The sequence below is a fragment of the Erysipelothrix amsterdamensis genome, assembly GCF_940143175.1.
In the GTDB taxonomy this organism is placed as follows: domain Bacteria; phylum Bacillota_I; class Bacilli_A; order Erysipelotrichales; family Erysipelotrichaceae; genus Erysipelothrix; species Erysipelothrix amsterdamensis.
In genome coordinates this window covers 738,132-764,349 of sequence record NZ_OW659496.1, presented here as the reverse complement: position 1 = coordinate 764,349, position 26,218 = coordinate 738,132, and the positions used below count along the sequence as shown (strand labels likewise).

At 33.6% G+C, this 26,218-nt stretch carries 23 protein-coding genes and 1 pseudogene; 6 read left to right on the top strand and 18 right to left on the bottom strand.

Annotated features, from left to right (window positions below):
- Positions 1-19: 19 nt before the first annotated feature.
- From NMG63_RS03650 to NMG63_RS03630, 5 genes are all read right to left on the bottom strand, one after another.
- Positions 20-1,495, bottom strand: coding sequence for a hypothetical protein (locus NMG63_RS03650; RefSeq protein ID WP_254006366.1), 1,476 nt, complete (start codon positions 1,493-1,495; stop codon positions 20-22).
- A 23-nt stretch (positions 1,496-1,518) separates the two neighbouring features.
- Positions 1,519-1,785 (bottom strand): hypothetical protein, encoded by a 267-nt coding sequence (locus NMG63_RS03645; RefSeq protein WP_238000577.1) that lies wholly within the window; start codon positions 1,783-1,785, stop codon positions 1,519-1,521.
- A gap of 387 nt (positions 1,786-2,172) precedes the next feature.
- Positions 2,173-2,526, bottom strand: a complete 354-nt coding sequence (locus NMG63_RS03640; RefSeq protein ID WP_254006365.1) for a hypothetical protein — start codon at positions 2,524-2,526, stop codon at positions 2,173-2,175.
- A gap of 336 nt (positions 2,527-2,862) precedes the next feature.
- Positions 2,863-3,627 (bottom strand): hypothetical protein, encoded by a 765-nt coding sequence (locus tag NMG63_RS03635; protein WP_254006364.1) that lies wholly within the window; start codon positions 3,625-3,627, stop codon positions 2,863-2,865.
- Positions 3,628-4,078: 451 nt separating this feature from the next.
- Positions 4,079-4,924: a M23 family metallopeptidase gene (locus NMG63_RS03630; protein ID WP_254006363.1), complete on the bottom strand. Its 846-nt coding sequence runs from the start codon at positions 4,922-4,924 to the stop codon at positions 4,079-4,081.
- 367 nt (positions 4,925-5,291) lie between these two features.
- Between NMG63_RS03630 and NMG63_RS03625 the strand changes: the two genes are divergently transcribed.
- Together NMG63_RS03625 and NMG63_RS03620 are read left to right on the top strand one after the other, a co-directional pair.
- Positions 5,292-5,936, top strand: a complete 645-nt coding sequence (locus NMG63_RS03625; RefSeq protein WP_254006362.1) for a hypothetical protein — start codon at positions 5,292-5,294, stop codon at positions 5,934-5,936.
- 158 nt (positions 5,937-6,094) lie between these two features.
- Positions 6,095-6,898, top strand: coding sequence for a hypothetical protein (locus tag NMG63_RS03620; protein ID WP_238000645.1), 804 nt, complete (start codon positions 6,095-6,097; stop codon positions 6,896-6,898).
- Between the two features lie 303 nt (positions 6,899-7,201).
- Here NMG63_RS03620 and NMG63_RS03615 read toward each other — a convergent pair whose 3' ends face one another.
- From NMG63_RS03615 to NMG63_RS03565, 11 genes are all read right to left on the bottom strand, one after another.
- Positions 7,202-9,106 carry a helicase HerA domain-containing protein gene (locus NMG63_RS03615; RefSeq protein ID WP_254006361.1) on the bottom strand — a complete coding sequence of 635 codons (1,905 nt, stop codon included), beginning with the start codon at positions 9,104-9,106 and terminating at the stop codon, positions 7,202-7,204.
- A gap of 2 nt (positions 9,107-9,108) precedes the next feature.
- Positions 9,109-9,948, bottom strand: a complete 840-nt coding sequence (locus tag NMG63_RS03610) for a hypothetical protein (protein WP_254006360.1) — start codon at positions 9,946-9,948, stop codon at positions 9,109-9,111.
- A 56-nt stretch (positions 9,949-10,004) separates the two neighbouring features.
- The gene (locus NMG63_RS03605) at positions 10,005-10,838 is read right to left on the bottom strand and encodes a conjugal transfer protein TrbL family protein (RefSeq protein ID WP_254006359.1); all 834 of its coding nucleotides are present in this window, start codon (positions 10,836-10,838) and stop codon (positions 10,005-10,007) included.
- 64 nt (positions 10,839-10,902) lie between these two features.
- Positions 10,903-15,417, bottom strand: coding sequence for a SpaA isopeptide-forming pilin-related protein (locus NMG63_RS03600; RefSeq protein WP_254006358.1), 4,515 nt, complete (start codon positions 15,415-15,417; stop codon positions 10,903-10,905).
- A 149-nt stretch (positions 15,418-15,566) separates the two neighbouring features.
- Positions 15,567-16,637, bottom strand: coding sequence for a DUF5011/hyalin repeat domain-containing protein (locus NMG63_RS03595; RefSeq protein WP_254006357.1), 1,071 nt, complete (start codon positions 16,635-16,637; stop codon positions 15,567-15,569).
- Between the two features lie 10 nt (positions 16,638-16,647).
- On the bottom strand, positions 16,648-16,842 hold the full coding sequence (locus NMG63_RS03590; RefSeq protein ID WP_254006356.1) for a hypothetical protein: 195 nt from the start codon (positions 16,840-16,842) through the stop codon (positions 16,648-16,650).
- Between the two features lie 50 nt (positions 16,843-16,892).
- Entirely contained in the window at positions 16,893-17,180 is a 288-nt protein-coding gene (locus NMG63_RS03585; RefSeq protein ID WP_254006355.1) for a hypothetical protein, read from the bottom strand.
- 207 nt (positions 17,181-17,387) lie between these two features.
- Positions 17,388-18,086 (bottom strand): ParB N-terminal domain-containing protein, encoded by a 699-nt coding sequence (locus NMG63_RS03580; protein WP_254006354.1) that lies wholly within the window; start codon positions 18,084-18,086, stop codon positions 17,388-17,390.
- Positions 18,073-18,852 carry a ParA family protein gene (locus NMG63_RS03575; RefSeq protein ID WP_254006353.1) on the bottom strand — a complete coding sequence of 260 codons (780 nt, stop codon included), beginning with the start codon at positions 18,850-18,852 and terminating at the stop codon, positions 18,073-18,075. The genes NMG63_RS03580 and NMG63_RS03575 overlap by 14 nt, the downstream gene beginning before the upstream one ends.
- A 33-nt stretch (positions 18,853-18,885) precedes the next feature.
- Positions 18,886-19,875, bottom strand: a complete 990-nt coding sequence (locus tag NMG63_RS03570) for a replication initiator protein A (RefSeq protein WP_254006352.1) — start codon at positions 19,873-19,875, stop codon at positions 18,886-18,888.
- A 349-nt stretch (positions 19,876-20,224) separates the two neighbouring features.
- Positions 20,225-20,458 (bottom strand): helix-turn-helix domain-containing protein, encoded by a 234-nt coding sequence (locus NMG63_RS03565; protein WP_238000185.1) that lies wholly within the window; start codon positions 20,456-20,458, stop codon positions 20,225-20,227.
- Between the two features lie 538 nt (positions 20,459-20,996).
- On the opposite strand from NMG63_RS03565, the pseudogene NMG63_RS03560 reads away from it, so the two are divergent.
- Positions 20,997-21,957: pseudogene (locus tag NMG63_RS03560) on the top strand (IS3 family transposase).
- Positions 21,958-22,275: 318 nt separating this feature from the next.
- Positions 22,276-22,461: an IS3 family transposase gene (locus tag NMG63_RS09200; RefSeq protein WP_367399274.1), complete on the top strand. Its 186-nt coding sequence runs from the start codon at positions 22,276-22,278 to the stop codon at positions 22,459-22,461.
- 103 nt (positions 22,462-22,564) lie between these two features.
- Here NMG63_RS09200 and NMG63_RS03555 read toward each other — a convergent pair whose 3' ends face one another.
- Positions 22,565-22,963, bottom strand: coding sequence for a type II toxin-antitoxin system RnlB family antitoxin (locus NMG63_RS03555; protein ID WP_254006351.1), 399 nt, complete (start codon positions 22,961-22,963; stop codon positions 22,565-22,567).
- Between the two features lie 31 nt (positions 22,964-22,994).
- Positions 22,995-24,416, bottom strand: coding sequence for a ribonuclease H1 domain-containing protein (locus NMG63_RS03550; protein ID WP_254006350.1), 1,422 nt, complete (start codon positions 24,414-24,416; stop codon positions 22,995-22,997).
- A 138-nt stretch (positions 24,417-24,554) separates the two neighbouring features.
- Between NMG63_RS03550 and NMG63_RS03545 the strand changes: the two genes are divergently transcribed.
- Positions 24,555-25,259 (top strand): helix-turn-helix domain-containing protein, encoded by a 705-nt coding sequence (locus NMG63_RS03545; protein WP_254006375.1) that lies wholly within the window; start codon positions 24,555-24,557, stop codon positions 25,257-25,259.
- Complete coding sequence (locus tag NMG63_RS03540; protein WP_367399273.1) at positions 25,199-26,218, top strand: IS3 family transposase; 1,020 nt, start codon at positions 25,199-25,201, stop codon at positions 26,216-26,218. Before NMG63_RS03545 ends, NMG63_RS03540 begins: the two co-directional genes overlap by 61 nt.

Below are 26,218 nucleotides of genomic sequence, written 5' to 3'. Positions count from 1 at the left end.
CATTGATCGCATTAATCCTTTACCCAGTTTCAATCCTATAGTTTGACTTCTTGATGTGGTAGGTTCTACCACACTCCTTGTTGACGAAAAATCTTGTTTCACTGTATTTTTTATTCTTAAAATCTAGTATTTCTTTTTTGCTTTCTTTCCCAGCTTGCTTCGAATCTAAAAATTTATTCTCCTGCTTATTTATATTTATTATTTGAAGATCCTGCTGAACACGTTTCGGAAGCGTTCCTTTAAAATATTCTTCTCTTTGCGTTTTAATCATTTTTAGAAGTTGTGGTTCTTTTTCTAGTGAAAACTGACATTTATGTTTTTCACTTGTGGTAGGTTCTACCACATTGATACCACGATTTTCTAGTAAATCCCCCATACTCTGTAATTCAGTTATAAGCATATTTTGTAAGATTGGTTTATCATTTTTAGTAGGATTGAAAAGCTTCTGTATAAATTGTTCTATATGATCTTTCTTATCTGCTTCTCTGGAAATATTATAGTAATCAATTCGTTTGCTTTGATTCTCGACAAGCGCTTCTAACATTTTATATAAATCAGGATGATGTTCAATCAACGATACAAGAATTTGATTAATCTTTACTTTATTTTCTGGACTTTGATATCCATATTTAACGTCTGGTATATCACGCGCAAATGCCTGCATTAAGTGAAATGTATTCACATCCAAACCATTATGAAATATTCCTTGATTATATGATTTCAAATGCTTCATTAATTCACTTCTAAGTCCTTGCATTGTTTCCTGACGCAGTTGATTTAATTCTCGAAATTCATTCTTATAGATTTTTTGTGCAAAGGTTATCTTTAAATATTCCATAGCTTTTTTAAATTCAGTCTTATTTAAATCTAATTCCCTTTCTGTTTTTGACCATATCATTAAATGAACATGGGGATTACTTGCTTCATGAACAGCACCAACCCACGCTATATCAGATACATTTCTATTAAATACTTTCGCAATCTTTGGATGCGATGAGCGAATTAACATTTCCCACTTTTCCTTCTCTCTAAAATCTGAATTATATGGTAGGGAAATAATCATCTTATAGACACGGCCCGAATAATTATTCATAATTTCCTTAAATGATTTTAAATCTGCAGTTCCTTCCAAATCAAAGAGTCCATGTTTTGTGGTAGGTTCTACCACAGCACCATCACGCGTAGCGATATAATTAAGATAGACTTTATTATCAACATTCAATGTGTAATCAAGCCCTCGAGATATAAGCTCACTTGCAGTGTAACTGCTTGGTTTATCTCGAAACGCTTTCAATTCTTTTAAATCATCATTAAAAGCGTCATCTTTAAAGAGTTGCTTCAATAAATCTTTTTGTTTTTGCGATACAGGTTTATTTATGTGATCATGTGATAGTTCAAGTTTTACGCCTTCACGTGTTGCAATGTAATTGAGATAAGCGATGTTACTCTTATTATTCGTACTATATTTTGTTTTTATCGTGATTATCTGGATCACCTCCTTTTAGAATGTGGTAGAACCTACCACATTTTTTCTTTTGCATCACTAAGCGTTTTGAGCATGATTCCATGATTTTTTCTAAACAGTGATTGAAGGTATTCCACTTTTCTAATGTAATTGTATGCTGGTACAATTTCTGCACGAATTGAATTTGTTATTGTAAGATCAATAATTTCCATCGCTTCATTCTTAATACTACGGTTGTAGTTATCTAAGGTAAAATCAAGCGCTGTTCTTACTGCTTTATTATAGGTATTAACATCCAGGCGAACCTTTAATGTATCCATCTTTTCTTTTGATAGCCTTAACAAATATTGCTTATCTATAATTCATCACTCCTTACATAATTAATTGATTATTTTTGCTTTAACACATGTGGTAGGTTCTACCACATATTGTCTCTAAATCTATATTCTTAATAAAATATATTTAAAACCGTCAATAAATGAAGCACAAAAAGTAACACCGTAAAAGCTGTACTTATCAATAAAGAGAATCTTAAGCAAAAACAGATCCGATTCCTTTTATTGGGTAATTCAAGTCGTTTACTTGCTATATCTAAAATAAAGAAGCTTGCGGTAAAGGTAACTAACCAAATTAACAATAATGCATAAATCATCTTAATAACTTCTTCCTTTCTGGGCGTGGTAGAACCTACCACATTTTTATTATCTTTATTTTTGTGGTCTTTGCTTTTGTTGAATTGCAAAGACTAGGTCATTGATAGCTTCTGTTACTTCAGCCTCTATGATATATAATTGTTCAAACTCCTGTTGTACTGCATCAATACGAGTAAATAATTCTTGCGTATACTGTTGCATTCGCTCCTTAACAACTCGTTCTACAAAATTTAATAAATCAAAATCAATATCTTTGCGATAACTATCAAGCGTGTATTTAATTGCTATATCCACGGCTCCATTCATCGTAGTTGCGCCAGTTAAGCATTTTAAACGATTAAGATCGGCTTCATTGATTCTAATTTTAGTCTCTTTTATCTTTTCCATAATCTCAACTCCTGTTCCCATTTTTCCTCTTTTTGTCTGCAAGATAAGGGAATGTACCCATAAATGTACCCATTCCCATCACAGCGCTGAACGAGTTCATCGCTAAAGCCTTTAAATACTGGGTTTTTAAGCAGTTTATTTTGATATATAAAATGATATATTTAGCATCTTCTAGACCTTATCAAAAACTCATTTTGATATATCGTTTTTTTTAAGTTTTTTTAAGTATTTTTAAATGAACTTATAAATAAAATGAATCCTTTTTAACACATAGTTACCCCTCATTTGTGTAGGAGTATAAATTAAAGTATTTCCTTTTTCAATTACGCTTTCAACCTTATTTGAAAGGATGCTATTTTATTCCCAAATCAGCTCATAACCTTTATTGATTCCATTGACTTTATAAGGTCTACAACTACCAATACCTGTAACACCTGAGTTTATTTGCTCCGCTCGTTCTCTTTGACATGCTATAAAAGCATCATCAAATGTTCCGTGTTGTTCAATTGGAAATTTAACATAAGAACCATTCTTATTAGGAAATGAAGGTGGTTGTTTTGATTCGAATGATGAAGGTGCAGATGATGGTTGTTCTTTATTAGGTGTGGTAGGTTCTACCACACCAGCAGCGTTATGATTGGGTGAAGACTCAATTTTCTCATTAAGCGTTAACATCACTGTTTTATATGTAGAATTTCCACTTGCATCTGTTGCAAGGATTCTAATATATTGATTTCCTTTGCGATTCATATCCGGTTCATCTTTAAATGAGAAAACGACTTCTTGATAGTCTTGATATTCTTCAACAAATTGCATGACATCAACTGTACTTCCCATTTCCATCACTAAATTTTTAAGTTTCATAAACGGGGGCATGGTGTCATGTATTTTAACAATAAGAGAATTTCCGTACGGAATATTTAGATCCGTATAACGATACTTGATTTCATACTCACCTATTTCATCCTTATTGAATTGACTTAAATCAATATCTACGTTTTCTTTAATATCTGATTTCATAATAAATTGTTTAAAATCAGGTGGAGCATCTCCAAGTTCTAATTCGTATTCAGTAACACTCAACTTCAATTCCTGCATAGGTACGTCTTTTTTCTCATTCACCTTAAGTGATGATCTCCACGAATAAATACTAAAACAAAATACGAATGAAATAAGCGTTATTATAACAACGAGAATCATTGTTTGTTTTTTACCAACCCTGTTTAGCACTTTTTTCACCTTCCTTCATATACCTTTCTAATCTTTCATCTAATTTTTTACAAAGTACATCAGAGTTAATCTAAGAACTGTGAAAGTGTGTTTGGAAATCCCTAAAACATATACAATCTCCCACCTCCACTAAAATTTTAATTTTTTATATTTTTATAATAGAAATACTAGTACAATAAGAAGCATTACTAAAAGAAGTAATACAAACGGAATGAATTCATAAAAATTCAAATTCATGGATAACAGTACAAATAAAAGCATAATTGCTATAATTAAAATCACTATTTTTCTTCTGCGCCTCATATTTCCTCCTTTCATGCGTGGTAGAACCTACCACACTTTTTTAATATCCACATCCTTTATAATTGGAACTGTCCCGCAACTGGCCGAAATCAAAAAACGTGAGGGGATCAATGCGTTTACCATCAACCCAAGTCTCAAAATGCAGATGATATCCAGTTGAAAAACCACTGTTTCCCATGTAACCAATAATTTCCCCAATCTTTACCACATCCCCTACCTTATAAGGCATCTCGTCCCACGCAGTCATATGCATATATCGTGTACTAAATGAAGATGCTCCAGCAAGTGCAGCATCATGTTCAATGAGAACATAATTTTCTCTACCTGAATATCCTTGCGCTTCATTAAAACTTAAACCGACCGGGGTATCATCATATTGATTTACAATTTCTTTAATAACACCATCCTGAACCGCCATAATTGGAGTTCCTCTTTCACCTGATAAATCAACTGCATAATGGGCTCCACCTTTCAAATACTCACCAAATGGTTCGTAATATACATAACATTCTTTTGCGACTGGTTCCCCATTTCCACCACCATGAATCCGTCGCTTTGTAATATTTTTTTGGAAGTCATAAATATTCACAATTTGAAGCGCATAGGCTTCATTAAGGAGTGCTGGATAATCAACACTTAAATCTTCAATAATTTGATCGAGACTCTTTGCTTTCTCAATCGTTATTACTTTAGTTTCATGAAGCGCTTCTCCTGTTTCTTCGTCTATTACCGCTTCACCTTCATCGTTTAATTTTGGTATCTTAATTTCTTTATCTTCTTGATAAATATAGTAGGTTTCAAGATGTTTCTTTGCGTCTTCTTGCGTAACTTCCGTTAACTCTTTTTTCGTATCATAGACAACAAAATATTCAAAGATACGGACCATATCCAAATTGACATAAAGTTCATCAGTGTTTTTACTCTGTTTGATTTCATTGAGTGCTTTATCATATACATCATCTCGTCGATTACCTTTTTCAATTTCATTAGTTAAATATGGATTACTTTTAAACGGATTAATTGCTTCAATGAATGCTACAGGAATAATTGCTATTAGAAAGAGTAAACCTACCGCTACGATTGCAGTTAGCTTTATTATTTTCTTACCAGTATTGCTTTTTAAAAATGAGATCAGTAGTTTTGTTTTTATAGGACATCATCCTTTCTAGTGTGAAGATAGTGTCAACTTTTATTCATAGGTTATGTTTGATATACTAAAATTAGTATAATTATTAAAGAAAGCGAGATATCACATGGAGAAGTTTTTATTAAAAAATGATATAGATGCTCTGTTCGATTTTTTCGAGAACAAAGGTAGCTCATTCGAAGAAAAGCAAACTCTTAAATTATGGAGTCGTTTTATAGAAAAACATGCCCATAAAATTGTTTACTCCTCTGGTTTTGGTGATAGTGATAATGACAAATATGAGACTTACACTGCACCATTTTATTACAATAATGGAAGTATAAATATAACTCTTAATATTGAAAACATTCTTAATTTCTATACTAAACAACCACAGGTTTTTAAAGAAGTCCTTTTTTTTGATAATAAAGAAATGTTTAGATACAACAATGAAAAACCACAAAATTCAGTTTCTAAAACTCCTATAATCGCGTTGTATTCACCACTTAACAATCAGCCTCCGATGCTTATAGTTGATGGTAACAAAAGGTTGAATTACAACATTAATAACAATATCTCATTTTCAGTTTCATGCTTCACACAAAACTTTTATCCATTGCTCTTTTTTTATACTGGAAATGATTGGATTGCATTCCATCTTTTAAATTCATTTCACTCACTTATTCAACTCGAAACTCCAGGTAAGAAAAGAGATTTTGTAAATACACTTGGGAAACAACTAAAATATATTGAGAAATTCTTTTCAAAATAATTATTTAGATTTAATTCTTTCTATAAATTGCAAATATTCCTCATCAGTGTTCGCAATTATTATTTCTTGATTTTTATTATCATCTGTTTTCATTAGCTTGTCCTTTCTAGTGTGGTAGGTTCTACCCTATTTCTTTGTTATAATCATATAGAGGGGAGATGGAAATAATGAATGATTTTTTTAATGATTTTGCTACAAAAGATTACTACATTAACAATCGAACTAATTTTTATATTGTGTGGTGTTTTATAGGCACTAGTATTGCGACAATCATGATTACTTGTATATTCTTCAAAAATATTGCACTTCCTGTTATGTTTGTTGTTTTTCTAGTTTATGCAGTTATTTTTTTAATTGATTTTGTCTTAAGACTTAAAAACAATGTGCCTTACAACAGTCCTATGATAGGGTTTTCGATGATATCAATAATGCTATCTCTATTATTTGTGCTTTCAATGATATTATTATTCACTCTGCCTTTTGGGAGGACTTACAAATCGACTACTCTAACATTGTTCTTAGCTCACCTGTTCTTTTCTTTACTTCTTGCAATCTTACTCTTTTTGCTTTTTGCTACATTTACACTCGATACAACTAACACCCCCAAATCTTCAAAAAAACTATTTGCTTCCTTGCAATATTCCATATTAATTTCCTATTTATTTGTTGGTGTGTTTATAGCCTCTTATGGTTCGGCATATTTACAAGAAATGCTATTCAACACGATCAAAGAGACAAATCCATCAATAACTTTTCAAGAAGCAATGACTACTTTTAATGGGGTGGTTTTGAAAGAGCAAATTGATCTTTACAGAACTCTTTTCATCAGTGCATCGTTTCCTTCTTTTTACATACTTTTGAAATCATTATTTGATACACCAACCAAGAATTACCAGCACGACAATTGCAAAGTTAATTACTCTAGAATGAATCGAAGACCTTCTAACAGGCGTTTTCGCTAGTAACTTTGTAAAGACTAAAACAGTTATTAGCCCATATACATTAAATATATTTAGAGCTGTATTGAGTTGGTTATGTTGGTAATAATATGCCCAGCATATATAAATTAAGAAATTTATCCAGCACAGGAAGAATGTTGGTATTGAAATTATTCTTCTTGATCTATCATTTTTCTTTACTTCACTAATTTGAGCAAATTTATATGAATATAAAAAGCTTAATAGAAGTGATACATAAACATTCATTTGAAGACCTTTCTAGCGTGGTAGAACCTACCACGCATTTCTTTTGTGTTACTTGTAAACCTATCGACCACCTGCATCACCGAATAGCTGTGCCATTTCAACAAGGTAAGGATCTTCATCACCCTGTAGATCATTGAGATTGGCCCCTTTCACTTTTACCTTGAAATTGATGTTTTCACCAATTACAGAGATACATTCAAATCGTGGTAAGAGTTGAACTTTTTCTTTTACAATCTCATTCAAGTTACTTACCATCTCTATAAGATGCTTGTAGTCATCACCGACAACTTGGAAGATAAATTTGAACGCACATTGTGAGAAAATTGTTGTGGTTGAATCTACCACGCTATGATGCTTAAGGTGTTGAGGTGAGGTTGTTGCTGCCCAAGTAGCAACTTCAAACTTACGCGCGATAGCATAAATTGTCGCAAACTCTTTAATCGCTTGATTATCTGCATCAGCACGTTTATCAACCGCCATGTGTAATTCATCCCATCCATAAAGAAATGGTGTTGTCCGGTCACTTAAAATGAGCGCACTAATGTAATTATTCATGTTGAGGTAGATTGCAGATTTTGTAGCTGGTTTTAGATTGTTAATGGTTTTTAGTTGAATTGCAAGAATTATTTGCTTGCTCAAATCCATAGGAGCCGAGGTATATACATCAAAATATTGGCTATCACTACCATCAAGCACTGCGGTTTGAAGCGTCTGTGCTACTGACAAGAACTGCTCTGGCTTCCAAATAATGCCTTCATCCACAAGTTCAGATAATCGTTTCTTAGATAAGGCTACTGCTTCATGATAAACATCGCGTAATCGTGGATATTGGTGAGCCGGTAAATTTAAATAATCCATCTCCTCATTAATATTGAATTTCGCGTATATATGCTTACATAAGAATTCAAAGCATTTATCCTCTTTGTTTTCAATATCTGTTCCATAGGTTGTATACCATGTTCTTAAGAAATTAAGATGGAACTTAAAGTCTGAAATTTCCGCATCTTTCATATTCATGATTTCTTGTTTCAATTCATTATCATGAACACGAATCTCTAAAACATTCAGAAGTGGTAAGGGTATTGCCTGCCCACCTAAATTTGTTACAAGATCTGCAAATTCATTATTAGGGTCGAGCATGATGACATTCTTACCGTTTAATACCATATTAAAAATCAGTATTTTAAGTAAGAACGATTTACCACGCCCAGACATTCCAACCACAAATCCATTAGAATTTGATACACTCATTCTCCGTTCAAAGGGATCAAAGTAGAAAGCACCACCATTTTCAATCTGGCCTAAGGGAAACCCTTTGGCTTGAACCCATGACGCATAGTTTGGCAACCATAAATTCGCAAATGTTTGCGCAGTATAAGGGTGTTCAATAAATCCATGAATCTTGTTGTTATTGAATGGCATAAATGATGCATAGGCATCTTTTTGACGATAGCTAAGATTATCCGCCAAAATAGACCGTGCACTTAATTTAGATTTCACTGTTTTGCGTAATGTATTAAGTTCATCTATACTTGGTGCAACCATCTTGATAATGACTGTTCCTTTGTATGTTTTCTCATTATTATTGTAAAGTTCTGTCATAAAGTTACTTTGTGCTTTTTCATTCACACCTTGTTTAACGATATCCACATTACTTTTGCGCTTCATACCATCTGCTTCATTTTGAACCGTTTTATTAAGCTGTTTCTCGAATGTTGATATCGATAGTTCTGATAAATCAAAAAGGATTGATACACCTTTTACCGATCCAAGATCTTTTAAAATAAGTTTGGTATCGGTACGTCGTGGATAGATTTTAATAGCAACATACGAAACATAATTACCATTACTAAATTCAATGCGATCATATCGAGACTGCATACGGTTAGGCAGAATCATGTCTTTAAATTCAAGATCTTTAATGCTCTCTTGAAGTTGTTGTTTTTTCTTTTTTCTTCCAAACATTGCTAGTCCTCCATTTCTAATGCTTGTGCTGTATTTTCTGGATAAATATCGTTATAGCGTACATCCGCAATAATTGATGCGATTACACGTTTCAATTTATCGCCTTGTAAGATATGTAGCGACACGTTGTTTTCTATTCCTAAACGTTCAACGTCACGAATAAATTGATTAATATCATCGTCTTTGTTTTCTAAATATAAAATCGTTGTTTTTTCATCTTCTTTATTACTGCGGCTCGATCTTTCAATATAAGCGATACGTTTCTCAATCCAGGTGTGAAGATGTGGAGGCGCTGTTTTTAAAAGCTCCTTATTATATGCGATAACATCATCATAGGATTGGGATAATTCTACGACCATTTCTTTTAATTTAGGGAAATTGCTTAAAAATGCTGCTTTCTGTTTCGTTGCAATTTCAATTTCATAATCACTCATTAAATCAGGGTTAAGTTGTTGATACTCAAACAAAACTGCATACCCTCCTTTACTTAAAGTGATATGATGCTCATATATTTTTCCAAATTTAATTTGATTTGAAATCTGCATTAATCTATTTTGAGAATATACCTGTTGGTTTACATCTACTTTTCGTTTAAACATATAGATCACTCTCACTTTCAAATAATTCATCAAATGTTCTTCGGGGTATACTTCAAAAGTTAAAACTAAAGTTGTAACTAAGAAAACAATCGAAAAAATAAGACCCCAACCCGATTTGAATAACGCTGATACAAGTAAAGGAACTATCGCGATTACAAAGTTTCCTAATTTCCACTTATAGAACTTATCACCACGATCAAGTTGTGATAAATAAACAAATTCTTTCTGTTTTCGCTGGGTCATAATTTCACTCCTTTCAAAGTTAAATGTACGTGGACGAATCTACCACATTGCATCTCCTACTGCATCATCGTAGTCATACGAAGTGTGGTGTAAGTTTGCATACTTGTTTGAGCGAGTGCAGAGATTCCTTTTGCAGTTCCTGTTGTGTAGGACCATTCTTTCATTTTCTTAGGAAGGCCTACTCCAGCCACAAAGAAGGCAAGCGCCATAAACATATCCGTAATGCCACCCAACCGAACAATCGTAAGCCCACCGTATAAAAACATTACTTGAATCGATTGCGTAATCGTCAGTGCCAGCACGCCATTAAGATAGGTTTTAAAAGCTGAATTATCACCACCCACCATACTAAAGACCGAAATGACACCTTGCAGTTGATAAATAAGTAAATCTACAGCTCGTATATATTGTTGCCATAGAATAATAATGAGTAAAACAACCATAGCTAAAACGACGCTACTTTTAATGATAATGCCCCAGCCTGTATAACCATTAATCATTGTAACGAGGCTTGCTCCATCGAATATATTATCTTTCGTAATAATAGATGATGCCTTTCCTGCAATCGTTAATGCTTCACTTGATAAAAAATAACCAACCTGATAAATAGCCGTTGAAAACGGTGTAAATAACAAAGCAAAAAGTGATCCTGTAAAGATATTTTTGATCAATTCATTGATATTGATATTCTTTTCCGACACATATTTTGATATTGCAGGTACTAAACCTAAGAAGAATGATACACCTGCAAAACTTGATAAAATAATTAGTATGAATTGTATGTATGAATTTTCAAAGATATTCGATGAAACCACAGAATAAATGAGTTCCATCACCACAAAAAGCATCGATATAAATTCATCCAACAACCATTGGAATATAAAACCCATACACCCTCCTTTCGAGTGTGGTAGAACCTACCACACTTATCATCACAAAATTAAAAATTAAAAATTAAATTAATGAAGCCCAACCGAAGGCAGATAACGCAATGACGATTGCGAAACCAATAAGTACTCCAAAAAGCGGCATCATCTTTTCACTTGTATCCTCACCGCGGCGTCTTGACATCACAAAATTAAATAAAAGGATAACAAATGCAATAAATAAAACCACTGTCGCAATCGAAGTAATGACAGTACCAATTAAAGTTAAAAGTCGACCAATATTTCTTTTTGAGTTATTCCAAAGACTGTTTAAATCATCAATCACATCCGCTCTTACACTCACAGTACTGATTCCTAAAACGATAGCAGAAGTCGCTAATACAGCGAATCCGTTTAGTATATTTTTAAACCAATTGGTTGGTTTATTCTTTATTGTGGTAGAACCTACCACGTTTACTTTTCGTTTATTAAATAATTTGTTTAATGCGATAAAAATTCCTCCTAACATTACGAGTATCGTGGCGACAATCGTAAATGAGTTTGAAACTCCAGTTGCTGGTAAAGCATCATCAGGTAATAGTTCGTTATAGTATTCGATAACAAATAAGCTTCCATCTTCACTCACATTTGTATCCATCGTTACAACTTCATCACTTAACTTGTAACCAAGAGGTGCTCCTGTTTCCTTAGCTGTATTGACTTCACCTTTGAATAACTTAAATTCAACAACACCTTTTTCATCTGTATTTAATACCTCAATGATGTTTCCATCTAAGTCATAGCGCGTGAATTCAGCTTCTTTAAGTACTTCCTTGGTATCAATATCTTTCTTTAAAATGCGATATGTAATAATCTCAATTGTTTGGTCTTTATCTTCAAGATCCGCATGAACTGCGATAAGTCGCTCTTTCTCATAGAGATTTTCAAACGCAACGATTTTTTCTGTCTCGAGTTTATTTTGATCGAATGTGAATGTAACATCCACGAAGCCATCTTTTTGGTTTGCGATAAATGTCGTTTCACCATCGACTGTTTTTCCATCAATGAGTAAAGGTAAGCCCGTAAGCCCATCTTGAAGTTGACCTTTAACAGTATATTCTTTGCCAAGGACTAAATCGTTATAACGTACTTTATCCGTCAATGTGACGATATTCGGTGTTTCTTTATCACGATTTGTATACGTTAAACTTGTACCAATTTCTGGAATTGTTACTGTTTGATCAATATCGTTAATGTCATGATGAACAACGACTGATTGTTTCTCGCGTGATAAATCTTCAAACACAACCAGTGTTTTAGCTTCTAACTTGCTTGCATCTAATGTAAATTTAACTTCAATGCTTCCATCTTTTGATGTAGGTGTGAATACTGTTTGCCCTTTAACAATTTCATAATCAATCTTCACGGGTTTTTGAATATCTTTATACATGAGTGTTCCATCAAGTACATACTCTTTACCAACTTGTAAATCAGTGTATTTAACGACGTCCACAAGGGTCACAATATCCGGATTTTCCTTATCACACGCTACAAACGAAGCATTCGTTTTAATATCTGCATGTTTATTTTCAAAGGTTACCTCATATGTTTTCCCATGTTCTTCAATGAATACTTCTTGACGTGCTTTTTGAGGGTCAATTCCGTAGTCGCCACCAACTTTTACTTCCTCTACAACATAAGTGCCGTATTTTAAGTTATCGATGCTTACAGTACCATCAGCACCTGTCTCATAGTAGCCAATCAAATTATTTTTCATATCGTAGAGCTTGAAACCAAAGTTTGATAAAGCTTCTTTAGTATCAATATCACATTTAGTAATTTTAAGATTTCCTCTATTCCACTCATTCACAACGTCTCCAACATTGAGAGACAGTCCAATAAGCGCCCCGAGATCAATGTAATTTTGCTTGTTATCAACCGTAAATTTAAGCGGCTGTATTACTTGGTATCCATCAAGAGGTTCCACTTCCACAAGCTCATATTCACCAGCTTCGATTAAACCTTTAATAAATACATCCCCTTGTGCATCGGTAAACCAGATATCCTCTTCAACCACCTTCTTACCATCTGCATAAGATAGTGTTACAAATTCATTGGTCTTTGTATTTTTTACTTTAAATCCAACCCCTTCAAGAGGCATTCCATCTTCATTTGTTTTACTCCATTCAAGATGTACAAGGACTTGTTTGTTAGCCATTGTTACATGTTTCACCTCTTTATGTTGTTGAATAGAGAAGTAAACTGGAGTTTCATCTGGCCAATAATTACTTAAGGATTGGTGTTCTTTAAAGTAGTAATCACCATAACGAAGATTTGATGTAAGAATCTCACCATTGGCATCACTCGTTTTCTCTTCAACAAGGGTTCCATCAAGTCGATAGACGCCAAACACAACGCCCCCTAAAAGCTTACGATTTCCATCGGTCTTAATGAGTTTAGCTTGACCGTAAATAACTTGGTTGGTAACTGTCTTACCGGTTTCGGTAACTTTGACTGTTGGCTTACCGCCATCATATTTAATCGAAATATCCCATTGTCCTTGGAAGAGAACATAACCTTCTGGCGCTTTAGTTTCTTTAGCGTAATATTGACCGATTGGTACATTTTTAAAGACAACTTTTCCTGTTGAATCAGTTACTTTTGTCCCCAAGAGGTCTCCTGCTTGATAAACACGATGACTTCCTTCATAAATATCTTCCTTTGCATAAAGTTCAATGCTTGCCCCACTTAATTTCTTACCTTTATTTTCTGGAAAATTTTGATCCCAGTCATTTTCAATTTTAGTAAGCGTGATGTTAGAACGTTGGAATTTATTCACCATCGAAATAATGTTTTTATTCTCGCCTTCCACCACCCGATGAGACTTAATTGTTGGATCAACCACATAAGGTGCTGGTGCTGATACTTCACGATAATACATCATTCGATCTGTTTCCCAGTCACGACTGACAAATTGTCCGTTCTTGTCCGTTGTACGCTTCCATGTTTGCCCACTCATATCAGATTGATACGATGTTTCAATCACAACGCCTGCAACAGGGCTTCCATTCGTATCGGTTTTCTTAAAGCTAATATTTTCTGTTTTAATTTCAAATTTTATATTTGCATCCGTTGGATCTTGAAATCTAAAGTGAGCTACTTTTTGAGAATGACCGTCCGAATAAACATATGATGTACCTTGCTCTGATCCACCTTTCTTTCTAATCACTAATCTCGCATCTTTTTCAACTACTCGAACTTTTAAAGTGTTGCCGCTATCTTTTATGATTTCTAATCCATGTGTTAGTTTGTCATTAACACTATACTTATTTAATCCTGCTTCAGATAAATCAATTACTTGACCTTTCTTCACCTTGCGTGATTGGCCATGCCACGATGGTTTATCGTTATGTTGTGCTATTAATGAACGAATTTCTGCCATTTCAGTATCAACATTAGGACCACCGGTCACATCCCATCCCATTTCATTCCAGATAAGTTTTTTGGTTGCCCATTCATAACGCATGGTTTGATGTCCTGGATACTTGTATCCATAATTCGCAATAAGCTCAAGGTTAATGCGTTGTTTAGATGATGGGGTAAATGCAAGACGACCATCTGGATGCACGCGCACACCGTTAACGCTATCTAAGGTTGTGAAAGATGCATTGTTGGTTGCGACTTGATCAAAGATGGATGGTTCAAGACAGTAAGCACGATTTCCATTTACAAAAAGTTCTGAAATCCCACCCCATAATTGCCAGTAAAAACTACGGTCTGCGCGCCATGTGACGGTGATGGTTTCACCCGCAGGAATGACTTTTTGCCCTGTTGTCACAACATTCCCTATACTTCGTCTAAAGCGTCTAATGGCTGGTTGCGGCTTAACTAGTCGTTCAATCGAAATAACACCTGTTTCGTTGTTAATACAAATGTATTCGTCTTCATTAATAAACTTATCTAAATCATTCATATTAGGAAGCGCACTCAATGTACGTGTGCCATTTTCCAAAACAGTAACACTAATATCTTGAATAATTTTTTGCGAATTACTTGATGTTGGAGCCGTTTTATCATGAACGCTTTCGTGTTCTTCCGTTTTTAAGTGCTCCTGTTTTTGTTCTTCCTTTAATTCACTATGAGAATCTTCATCAAGCTCAAGCTCCACATCCTGAGATGCTTCAATATTTGTTTCATTTTTTTCTTCAAGTTCATCGACATCAAGTGAGAACTCGAATTTTTCTTGTCGCTCGATGATTTTATTTTCTTCGTTTTCTTTTTCAAGTAAAAGATTCCGTGTGTATTCGACGGTAAACTTGTAATTCCCATTCTCACCTACTACATAAGCGTAACGATGATCCTGTTTTTGAAGTGAATCATCAGCTATTTTAAATTCCTTAATTGTGATGTCTTCTGTAGTTTTGGTATCGAAATCAAGGGTAACTGTGTCATCCTTAATCGTTCGACTTACCATCACTACAACTGACATGTCATCATTATGATATACCTCACCGTTATCAGCACTTACATTGGTAACAAAGCCTGTAATAACCAAAAGAAATGTCAACAATGAAATACCAAATTTTTTAATTGTTTTCTGCATGTTCTTACCTCCTTTTTAACGTTCATGCAAAACAAAAGCGAGCTTTTTAGCTCGCTTGACTTAAGGACTTCTTGCTTTATATATGTTTATTTTCTTCATCTCAACTCCTTTCATTAATAAAAAAAGAGGACTATCCTCCCCCGGTTTAATTATCTTGTACTATAATACATAAATCCCCAAGGATCACAAATATTGCTATCCCATTCCCAAGTATGTACATCTAATTGATTATATATATCTGCACTACATGCATCAAAGGATCCATAATCTTTATAAAAAATCATTCCTGGAGGGGTTTCATCGAGAGGATTGGGGCGTGGCATGGTATCTACCATTTCCACAACTTCTAAGTATTGCGTTTTCTCAGCATTGTTTGATTCAATTTGTGATGGACCTTTTTGAGTATTAGAAACTTCATAATTCTCATTTGTTTGACTTGAATAATTTGCTTCTGTATATGAATTTTCTGAGAAAGCGTAATGTGAATTATTGGTATCATCGGATTCATTTGAAACAACTTCATGATTGGACTTATCACTTGATGTTGTAGCTACTGATGGTGCTTCTTCTCGTGTAATGGTAACCGTTTTTTTAGTGGTGTTTTTATTTTTATCTGTAGCTTTTAAAGTGATATCAAAGGTTCCAGCTTCATCTTTCATCCCATCTACAGTTATTTCTAAATCTCCATCAATAATATCGTATGCATTATATAGGTTGAGATCAAACGCCTCATCATGTTTCAATTTGACTTGATTCTCACCCTCAATAACTGGATATCGTGTATCTAAAACTTCGTAAGTAAAGTTAAACTCTTTGACGTTTTTACCATGACGTGCATAGATAATTCCTTCATGCGATCCAATTGTGGAAGTATCAATAAAACGGAATTCTAAAGTGACTGGTTCTCCACCAACTGCAATTTTATTAAAGGATAGTTCATCATACTTAGAAACATCTTTTTGAATGAGTTCTTCAGGCATGAGCACAGGTAATGTTTCTCGTTTTGATGATGTGTCACTTTTCTCTTCAGTTTCATCATCTTCTATAAATGATTTTTGACCATATTCAACAACAATATTCTCCTTAAAAATGAGAATAGGTTCATCTTTTTTGTTTTTATAAGAAAGATTAATTACAAATACCGCAAGCAATATAGCAAGACAGATTCCAAGAATTTCCTTTCCCTTAAATGTTTTGAGCCACTCCATATGTTTTTTCACGTGTATCCTCCTATCTATAAACATTCCATTGAATACAGAGTTTCACAATTTCTTTTTGTTCAACCTTTAAAGCATCTGCTATAATCCCTTCACTCATATTCATGCTATAAAGAAGATACTCAAGATTTTCTTTCTGAATATTATCGAAAGAGATATCTTGATCATAGAGATACTTTTTACATAACTCTAATTGTCTTAAATACATAATTTCACGCTCCTATTTATTATCTAAGAAGCATCCTAAAGCTATCAAACTTATAGGTCCATCACGCTCCTTTCCTTGATGACTGCCATGATTATGTTATAAAGTCTATAACTTAATTCGCGACTTTCGAATCGGAGACGATGTAACATTACATGGTCTTTATTGTATAAAACAATGATATCATAATTATTTTTATGTTTAATACTTTTTTGAATATTTTTCTCTAGTTTTATATGATCAATTTGCTTTAATGGAAGCATCATGCTGTTTTCGTTATTATCAACCATTAAATAACAAGAATCTAAAGTGATATCTTTATCTGCCTTAATTTGAAGCATCTTAAAACCTCCTTTGTTCGTAACGCGGGATGAGAACGTATCATCCGTTAATGCCCTATCACGTTTCGTATCATTCATCGATACCTTACGGTTATTATTCTGGGACTGTCCCTTTCTTTTTAAGTTCAATTTCCTTTGCTTTTTTAAATCAGAATCCCTCTGTTTACTCTTGGATTCCTACACTTTCATGTTACCTTCATCAAAAAGCTAACGTGTTATACTTTCTAAATCTAAAATCCATGAAGCGATTTTTTGCTGTGTTTCAAAATCCAATTCTGCATAGTAGTCTGCAAGAAATGCATATTGTTTTTCAAATTGTTTTATCAACTTTTTAGCTTGATCATCAAGCGTAGGACTTTCTTTCTTTTTTTCTGGGTCCCCTTCAAATTTTCTAACAAAATATTGAGAAAGTCCAGTCACATTCACGAGCCAATCACGTTTTCGGCCCATAGGTTTCTTGCCAATTGCAATGAGTTTTTGGTAAAGGTGATCAGCAGTTTTAAGAAGTGCTTCCTTTTCCTTAAAACTTAATTCAGGATTTACATTTGTTGTAAGCACATATTTAAGTTTGTCCGTTTCATCCATTGATGGTAAAACAATACTCAAAATTGCTTCATACATATCCTGATCATCAATCTCACGCAATCGTTTATATGCTTGTACACGATGGTGCCCCGCCAAAATTGTGTATTTTCCTTCTAATTCATTACTTGGAGTAATCACAATCGGTTGAAGCAACCCATCCTGTTTAATATTATACACAAGTGCGTCAATACGTTCCTTCTGATATTCACGATTATCAACATGATCGAGTAAATCATCAATAAGAATTAACTTAGGTTTGGCTACTGCTGCATACGTCGCATTACTCATATCTGTACCATTTTTAATATCAAACAAACTCACGACTTAATTCATACTCCTTTCCACTCTCTCGAAGTAAATACTCTTCTATAAACTCACGATAGTCTTTTGAAATCCCTGTCTCTTTTTCGAATATTGACTTTCCTGTACTGTACATTTCATCTGCTGGCTTTCCTTGGAAACGAATCGCATTATCATAAATTAAATCACGCTCTAAATATTCATCGTAGATTTTGGTGTCGTTATTATTGCGTTTTTTACCTGTAAACAATCCTCGGTATGATATTCTTCTTGAATATTCGCCATTAAAATCATCTAAAGTCTTTGTGACTAAATGAAATGCATCTTGTGAGTTCTTATCCCCTTGAAATGGAATAATCACTTCATTGCTGACAAAAAGGGCGTTTACAACTAATTCTGTGTAGTACGGTGGGCAATCAATCAGACATCGTTCAAATCCTTCATCTAAAGATTCTATCATTTTTCTAAATTTTAAATGTGTTAAACCTTTCGCAACTATAAGAGCATCATTACTCAATACTAAATTCATAGAAGCTGGAATAATACTAATATTTTTAAATCGTGTAGCTTGAATTACTGTATTTACTTTATGCGCTTCAAAAATACAATCACAAAGCGTTAAACCTTCATAGTTTGGAACAAAGAAATTAGTTAAATTACATTGGGGATCAATATCGATTACCAAAACTTTTTGACCTCGAAGTGCAAATGCGATGGCCATAATGATTGTCGTAATTGTTTTCCCAACACCACCTTTGAATGTGTAAACTGAGGTTACCTTCATCATTTTATACTCCTTTCTTCAATGCAGATTAATGAATTATGATGCAAAGCTTTCTCTTACTCTCGCTTCATAATAATTACCTAACGTTTCGCTTGCATTGTATAACGTCGTAATCAAATAAGAACGAATGTTTTTGATTTTATGGTTAATGCAATCAAGACACTCAAAGACATACTGGATGTGTTCATACCGTAACTCCAGCATTCGTTCTTTTACCAAATGAATTGGAACATATTGACCGTTAATCCGAGTACAACTGTTCTCATCACTCATCAATATGCTTAAAATGATCTTCAACAATTCTGTTATTTCATCGTGTTTATATGGATACACTTGTAATAGATCATAGTACTGAATGTTTTCTTTAACTTGTTGTTCATAGTCATTATATTCATCAATCAATCCATCATTTCTCTTATGCTCTTGATTGATAGATAGATTATCAGTATTACTAATATCAGTCTTATTACTATCAGTATAGATAGGGTAAAGATTCTTTACTTCTTGAGGTAAAGAATTTTTACTTCCAGAGGTAAAGTTTTTTGACTTCTTGAAGTAAAGATTTTTTACTTCAGGGATTTCCCCACTATTTAGAGGCTTTTCATCACTTTTTTCTTCAAAAACCTCTTCATTTACCTCGTTTTTATGATTTGGAATTTCATTATGAAATTGATAGTATTCATCTTCAATCATGTACATAAAAATCAGATTGGGTTTTCTCAAACCCTGTCTTACTTCTTCTAATAAACCATGATTTTTTAAAGCTTCCATGGCTTTGATTACTGTCGGTTTGCTGACTTGTAACATCCGCATCATTTCTTCACGCGTATAAATAAGATATACTTCTCCATTATCAGTTAGCCATCTATTTCTTAGTGATAACTCATGTCTATCTTTTAGCATGGCATAAAGTAACCGCGCATCACTATTTAAATCTTTAAACTCATCTGTGAACAGAAATTTAGGAACTTGAAAAAATGTACTATTAATCACATCACTTACATGAAATCGTCTTCTTTGCGTCATAATTACCCCTTCTTTCTTAATTCTTTGATGCATGCACTTACACATGAAATGTATTCAAGAACCTATAGATTCCTGCATCAATATAGATCTATGTCTCAACTTTAATCATTAAATTAAAGAAAAATGAAAAATAGTGTATTTGATTGCTGGATGTTGCATTATTCGCGTTGATTTTGAGTTGAGTTTACCTTATAATATTTTTATGGGCGGTCAATTAATTTCGACACGCTTAAAAGCACAATTTATGTAATTATAAATTGCATATTGTGGTGAATCACTTATTAGATACTACGCATATCTAATAAGGTTGTAACGCAGCTCGGAGCCATTAAGGCTCTTTTTTTTGCGTTTACTTATACTCACCATATTTATCGATGATTTCTTTAAATGTAACACCAAGGTTGATTAAGAGCTCATCAACAATATCGAGTCGTACACCACCAGAATTTGGATATTTTAGTTTCTGAATTGTCGAATGTGAAACACCAGCTTTTTTGGCAAACCCTCTAACACTCAAACCAGTTTTTTGAACTTCATCAGCCACAAACTCAGAAAGTATCAATCTGAGTGGCTTTCTCTCCATTTCATCACCTCCACAAGCACAAAAAAACTCTTGATTTAGATAAAATCAAGAGTCTGTGTTTATGCATATGGTGCCCGAGGACGGTTTTAATTAAAGAAATCATACATAGAAATTAATTATGCATAAATTAATAATAATCCACTTAATAGAGTATATTTTTTTGAATCTTGTCATTTATGAACATGTTATTATCACTCTAATTCATATTTCTCGTATATTTTTGGTAACCTTTTAATTCGTTTGTATGAAACACATCATTCATACTCCAAATACAATCTAGTAATTCCTCTGACACTTCAATAAGTTTTGCTAAGAGTATTAACAAGCTCGACTTCTTCTTTTAATTATTTATTATGAGAGTAGACAATTACTTCTTTTTCGCATCTATCAATGATTTCTCGATTGACTGTTTTCATTATTAGATCAGGATTGACATTATTTCTTGGTGGTTTAAACTAAGCTACTAGATGGGTTACACTTTAGTGGACACAAAAGATAAGGAGTTCGTGGTAAACTAAAGAAAAGTGAGGTCGTCCAAATGACACGAAGAAAACGTAGAGAATATACACAAGATTTCAAAAGACAAATGGTACAGCTTTATCATAATGGAAAAGCGTTATCCGAGATAATTCAAGAATATGGTTTAACTGCTTCGACATTCCATAAATGGATTACGCAAGACGCCAACTCAGGATCTTTCAAAGAGAATGATAATCTCACAGTTGAACAAAAAAATAATTGAACTTAAGAAAAGTCTTAGACAAGCAGAAATGGAAAATGATGTTTTAAAGTAAGCGGCGCTGCGTCCTGTACTCTACGAGTTTCGGGGCATAGTAGGACATTGATTATGTGACGAAAGTAGCTGTAATTAGAGCCAATGCATACAAGTATCCTGTGAAGTCGATGTGCAAAATCTTGAAAATTAGCACTTCGGGTTATTATAAACACAAAGATAAAACATAGAGTGTTGATGCCAAAACAGATCGCGTTGTACGAATCTTCAACGATAACCAAAAGGCATATGGTATTGTTAGTGATCTGACTTATGTTACAATAGCAGGCAAATGGAATTACATTTGAACAATCTTAGATCTTCATAACAGGGAGATTATTGAATATAGATGTGGTATCAACAAGACTGCCGCTTTAGTACAAAAGGCATTTTCAAAAATAAATACTGATTTATCCAACCTACGCTACATCCATACAGATAGAGGAAATGAGTTCAAAAATAAACTAATCGATGAAATTCTTGATATTTTTCAAATACAGCGATCACTGAGTCAAAAAGGAACACCGTATGATAATGCAGTAGCTGAAGCAACATTCAAATCAATTAAGCAGAATTTGTATATCCAAATACTTTTGAATCATTGAATCAGTTGGAAGTGAAATTATCGGCATATGTTTGGTGGTTCAATAATAAGCGATTGCATTCAACCCTAGGATATGTTTCCCCGATTGAATATGGAATAAATAGCTCCTTATATCATGAATGAAAACTTTAAATCAACGAAACCCCTAGAAAAGATTTCAACTGATGAAAGTTACATTCGATGTACAGATGGAATGTTATATCTATCTGCAGTCAAAGATCTCTTTAACAATGAAATTGTATCATATTCAACATCTACAAAAACGATATTAATTTACTGATAGAAACAATAGCCTCACTCTCATCATCAAATTCAAATGAAGCAATGTTTAACTCAGATAGGGGTTCATTATACTATTCAGGATATTACATCGAACAACTGGATAAAAAAGGCTACAAGCGTAGCATGTCTAAGCCTGGACACTGCTGACAAAATAGCCCAATAGAAAATTGGTTTTCGCAATTAAAGGAAGAATGTATTCGAATTGGAGGAATAACTACAAAACATAATACAATAAAGAAAATAAAAAAATACGTTCAGTGGTATAACACCGAACGTATTCAAAAAGACCTAGGATACATAAGTCCTAACGATTATAAATCTATTTTTTTTTATAACGAAGCTTGACAGGTACTAGTATCCTTCGTTGTTTTCTAGCATCAAAGTGAGGTTTTCCCAAATACATTTTTTAATTAGTTTAGGAAATTTAAGAATATGAAATTCAAATCGGTCATCTACTCAAATGGTAGTTTTCATAATTCTCCTGTTTTTCTTTTATTTTAAGTATTTCTTCTCTGAAATCTATTGGATAAACTAATTTAATTGTATTTTTAGCCAACTTAGCATAACTATTCTTAGTGAATTCCTCTAATTCTCCATAATAACCAACACTTTTTATCGAGCTTACATCTAATTTATAATCATTGACAACAGCTGATATAAAACGATTTTCTCGATTCCCTATTAATGTCATCAAATCAAAAAAAACATATCCTGATTCTATCTCATTGTTTATTTTATTAAATTTATTTACCACAGTGAAAAAATCCTTATGAAATGGGTGTGGCGCTATAAAGTAATTATTTACGCCACTATCTTTTTTTACTGTTTCTATAGTAAACCCCTTCATAACGTCACCTCCTTTTCTAAATTATAACATATTAAGAGAAAACTATTAATTTAAATACTTCATCAATGCGTGCATGCGCTTCGGCTAAGTCTGGAATAAGGAGTGTATCTTCAAACCCTTCTACTAAAATGTCTCCAAAATGAGAAACAGGATGTCTTTTCGAATAGACTAAATTATAAACATTTTCAATAGTTCCTGACAAATGATGAGACTTAAGAATCCGGTTTGATAATACTTTCGTCCCATCACCATTTGGGTTGTTATTAAACTGACCTCCCATATTAGATCTATTAACAGCAAATCCTGCTTCGTTACACAGATACTTTAAATGACCTTCTAATGCTCTATAAGCGGGACTTGTATAGTGAGAATAATCATATTCGTCTCTATTTAAATTTCTCATTAAAAAACTTTGTTGCAATAGCGTAATAGCTGCTTTCGGATAATTAGACGGCAAATTAAGTGAAGTTATAAATTCATTCACTTCTTTAGCTTTTATACTTACCTTATATGCATCACTATATGCTTTCACCATTTCAAACATAGAAATATTTTCAGTGTAATAAGAAAGAAATTCTGAAAAGAGGCTGTTAACTTTCCCTTGTAACCAAATAGCTTCTTTTCTATCAAAAAAAGTGACGGTTAACTTCTCTTTATTTTTTAAAAACTGGTACTTATGTCCTCCCGGAACGGCAGATTCATCAAATTTAATATCTTTTTTCTCTTTAAAAGTTTCGATTATTTCCATAACTGACTTTTTTGAAACACCAGTTCCATAAAAAGAGTTTGGCCCATATTTTCCGACCGGTTTACGATTCTTCACTGCATCGGCAGCTAAACGATCTGCCTTTTCATTATACTTATTTCCTGAATGTCCTCGAACCCAAACAAAATCGACATCCAACAATGTTTTGTATTTCTCATTTAATTCACGTAAAAATAATATACCAATTTCACTTTTTGCCTTATATGATCCATCTGCCCATTGACCTATTAATTGCAAATCATGAAAAATCGTAATTTTTTTGTACTCATTCGAAGCAGCCCATTGCAACGCATTTAGGACCGCAAAAATTTCAGGACCGATATTATTGGTCGATTGAAATTTTTCAGTATAAACTTTATCCGATATTTCAATTGGGTCATATTCATTTGTCAATATATAGATTCCATACCCAGCCTCTTCTGTCTTACCACTGTAGGAGCCATCCGTAAACGCTACTACACTTCCGTTCTCTAAGCATTTAGACACAAGCAAATCATAATCTAAAGGTTCGGTAGACTCACCATCAATATTAGCAAAGGAATTAACGTAACCTTGTGCTTCCTCTTCAGATTCAAAAACTCTGAACTTAGATCCCTTATACTTATTAGTCATCTCTTGACATTCATGCCATGTTTCAAAAACCCCTGTTTCTCTACCAACCCCAACTGCGTAATACTTTTTTGCCATAGCAGTGCCCCCTTTTTGTTATAATATGATAATACTATAACAAAATAAAAAGCCACTTTCAATAATGATAAGCTCCCCTTAAAGTAGACACCCGAAATAAATAAAATCGGGCACTACAAAAAAGGAGGAGCTTTTTCTATGGGGAGAAAGAATAAATATCCAGCCGAAATAAAAGAACAAGCAATTAATGAATATTTGAATGGCATAAAAGGTGCACCAGAAATAGCTGAAGAATTATCTATTGATTCTAGTACATTACGTAGTTGGGTGAAAAAGTATCAAACTTATGGTATTGAAGTTTTTTCAGATAAAGATCGAAACAAAAGTTATTCGAAAGAGCTCAAGGAATCCGCAATTAGGGATTATCTTGAAGGCGCAGGTTCTCTTAAAGATATTAGTATTAAATATGGTATAAGTTCCCATGAGGTTTTGCGCGGATGGATAAAAAAGTATAATAGACTTGAAACTATAAAGGATTACGATCCTAAAGGAGAAGTCTATATGACAAAAGGTAGAAAAACAACAATTGAGGAGCGTCAGGAAATTGTCGCATATTGTATTGAACATGACTACGATTATAAGGGGACTGCTGAGCGCTATGAACTTTCTTATGCTCAGGTTTATCAGTGGGTGAAAAAGTATAACGAATTGGGAGATGATGGTCTTCTTGATAAACGTGGCAAGCGAAAACAAGAAGATCAACTTAGTAATGAAGAACGTTTAGAACGTAAAGTAAAACTACTTGAAAGACAACTCGAACTGAAAGAACGCGAGAACATTCTATTAAAAAAAGTGAAGGAAATCGAAAGGGGGCGATATTCTCCAAAGCAAAACAAGAAGTAAAGTATCTCGCAGTGCAGGAACTACATCATAAACATGGCTGGAGTATTCAGTGGATGTGTAAGGTACTTAAAATCGCAAGAAGTAGTTATTATAAATGGACGCATCGTGTTGAAACAAGCAATGAAATTGAAAATCATGAGCTTTGCAATCTCATTCTTGATTATGATGAACTATTTGGACATATCTTAGGCTATCGACGCATGACGGATTGGATCAATGAGTTGAATAGCGTTCAATATAACTCGAAGAGGATTCATAGACTCATGAAGATGCTAGGGGTGAAATCAGTGATTCGTCAAAAGTCTAAAAAATATTCACGAAGCACTCCTGAAATCACAGCTGAAAATATTTTAAATCGAAATTTCTTTGCCGCAAAACCGAATGAAAAATGGCTGACAGACGTCACAGAATTTAAGATTAAAGGTTCAAGTAAGAAACTATATCTCAGTGCGATTATTGATCTTTATGATTTAAGTGTTGTGGCGTATCAAATAAGTGATCGGAACAATAATCAACTTGTGTTTGATACTTATCATAAAGCTATCGCGAGATATCCAGAGGCAAAACCTTTATTTCACAGTGACCGCGGATTCCAATACACAAGTAGGGCATTTAGGAAACAGCTAGAAGATCAAGGAGTGATGCAAAGTATGTCTAGAGTGGGACATTGTATTGATAATGGTCCTATGGAAGGATTTTGGGGAACAATCAAATCAGAAATGTACTACCCTAATGAATTCAGTACAAGAAGCGAATTGAAGAAAGCAATTGAAGTGTATATTGATTTTTATAACAACAAGAGACTTCAGAAACGCTTCAAAAACAAAACACCAATGATGGTTCGAACTGAAGCGCTAGGAACAGAGACACCTGTAGTCTACGCGATTCCAACTAACAAGAAGATTGAAGCTTACTGGTCAAACATTAGAGAAAAACAAATGCAGTCACTTGTAGCATAA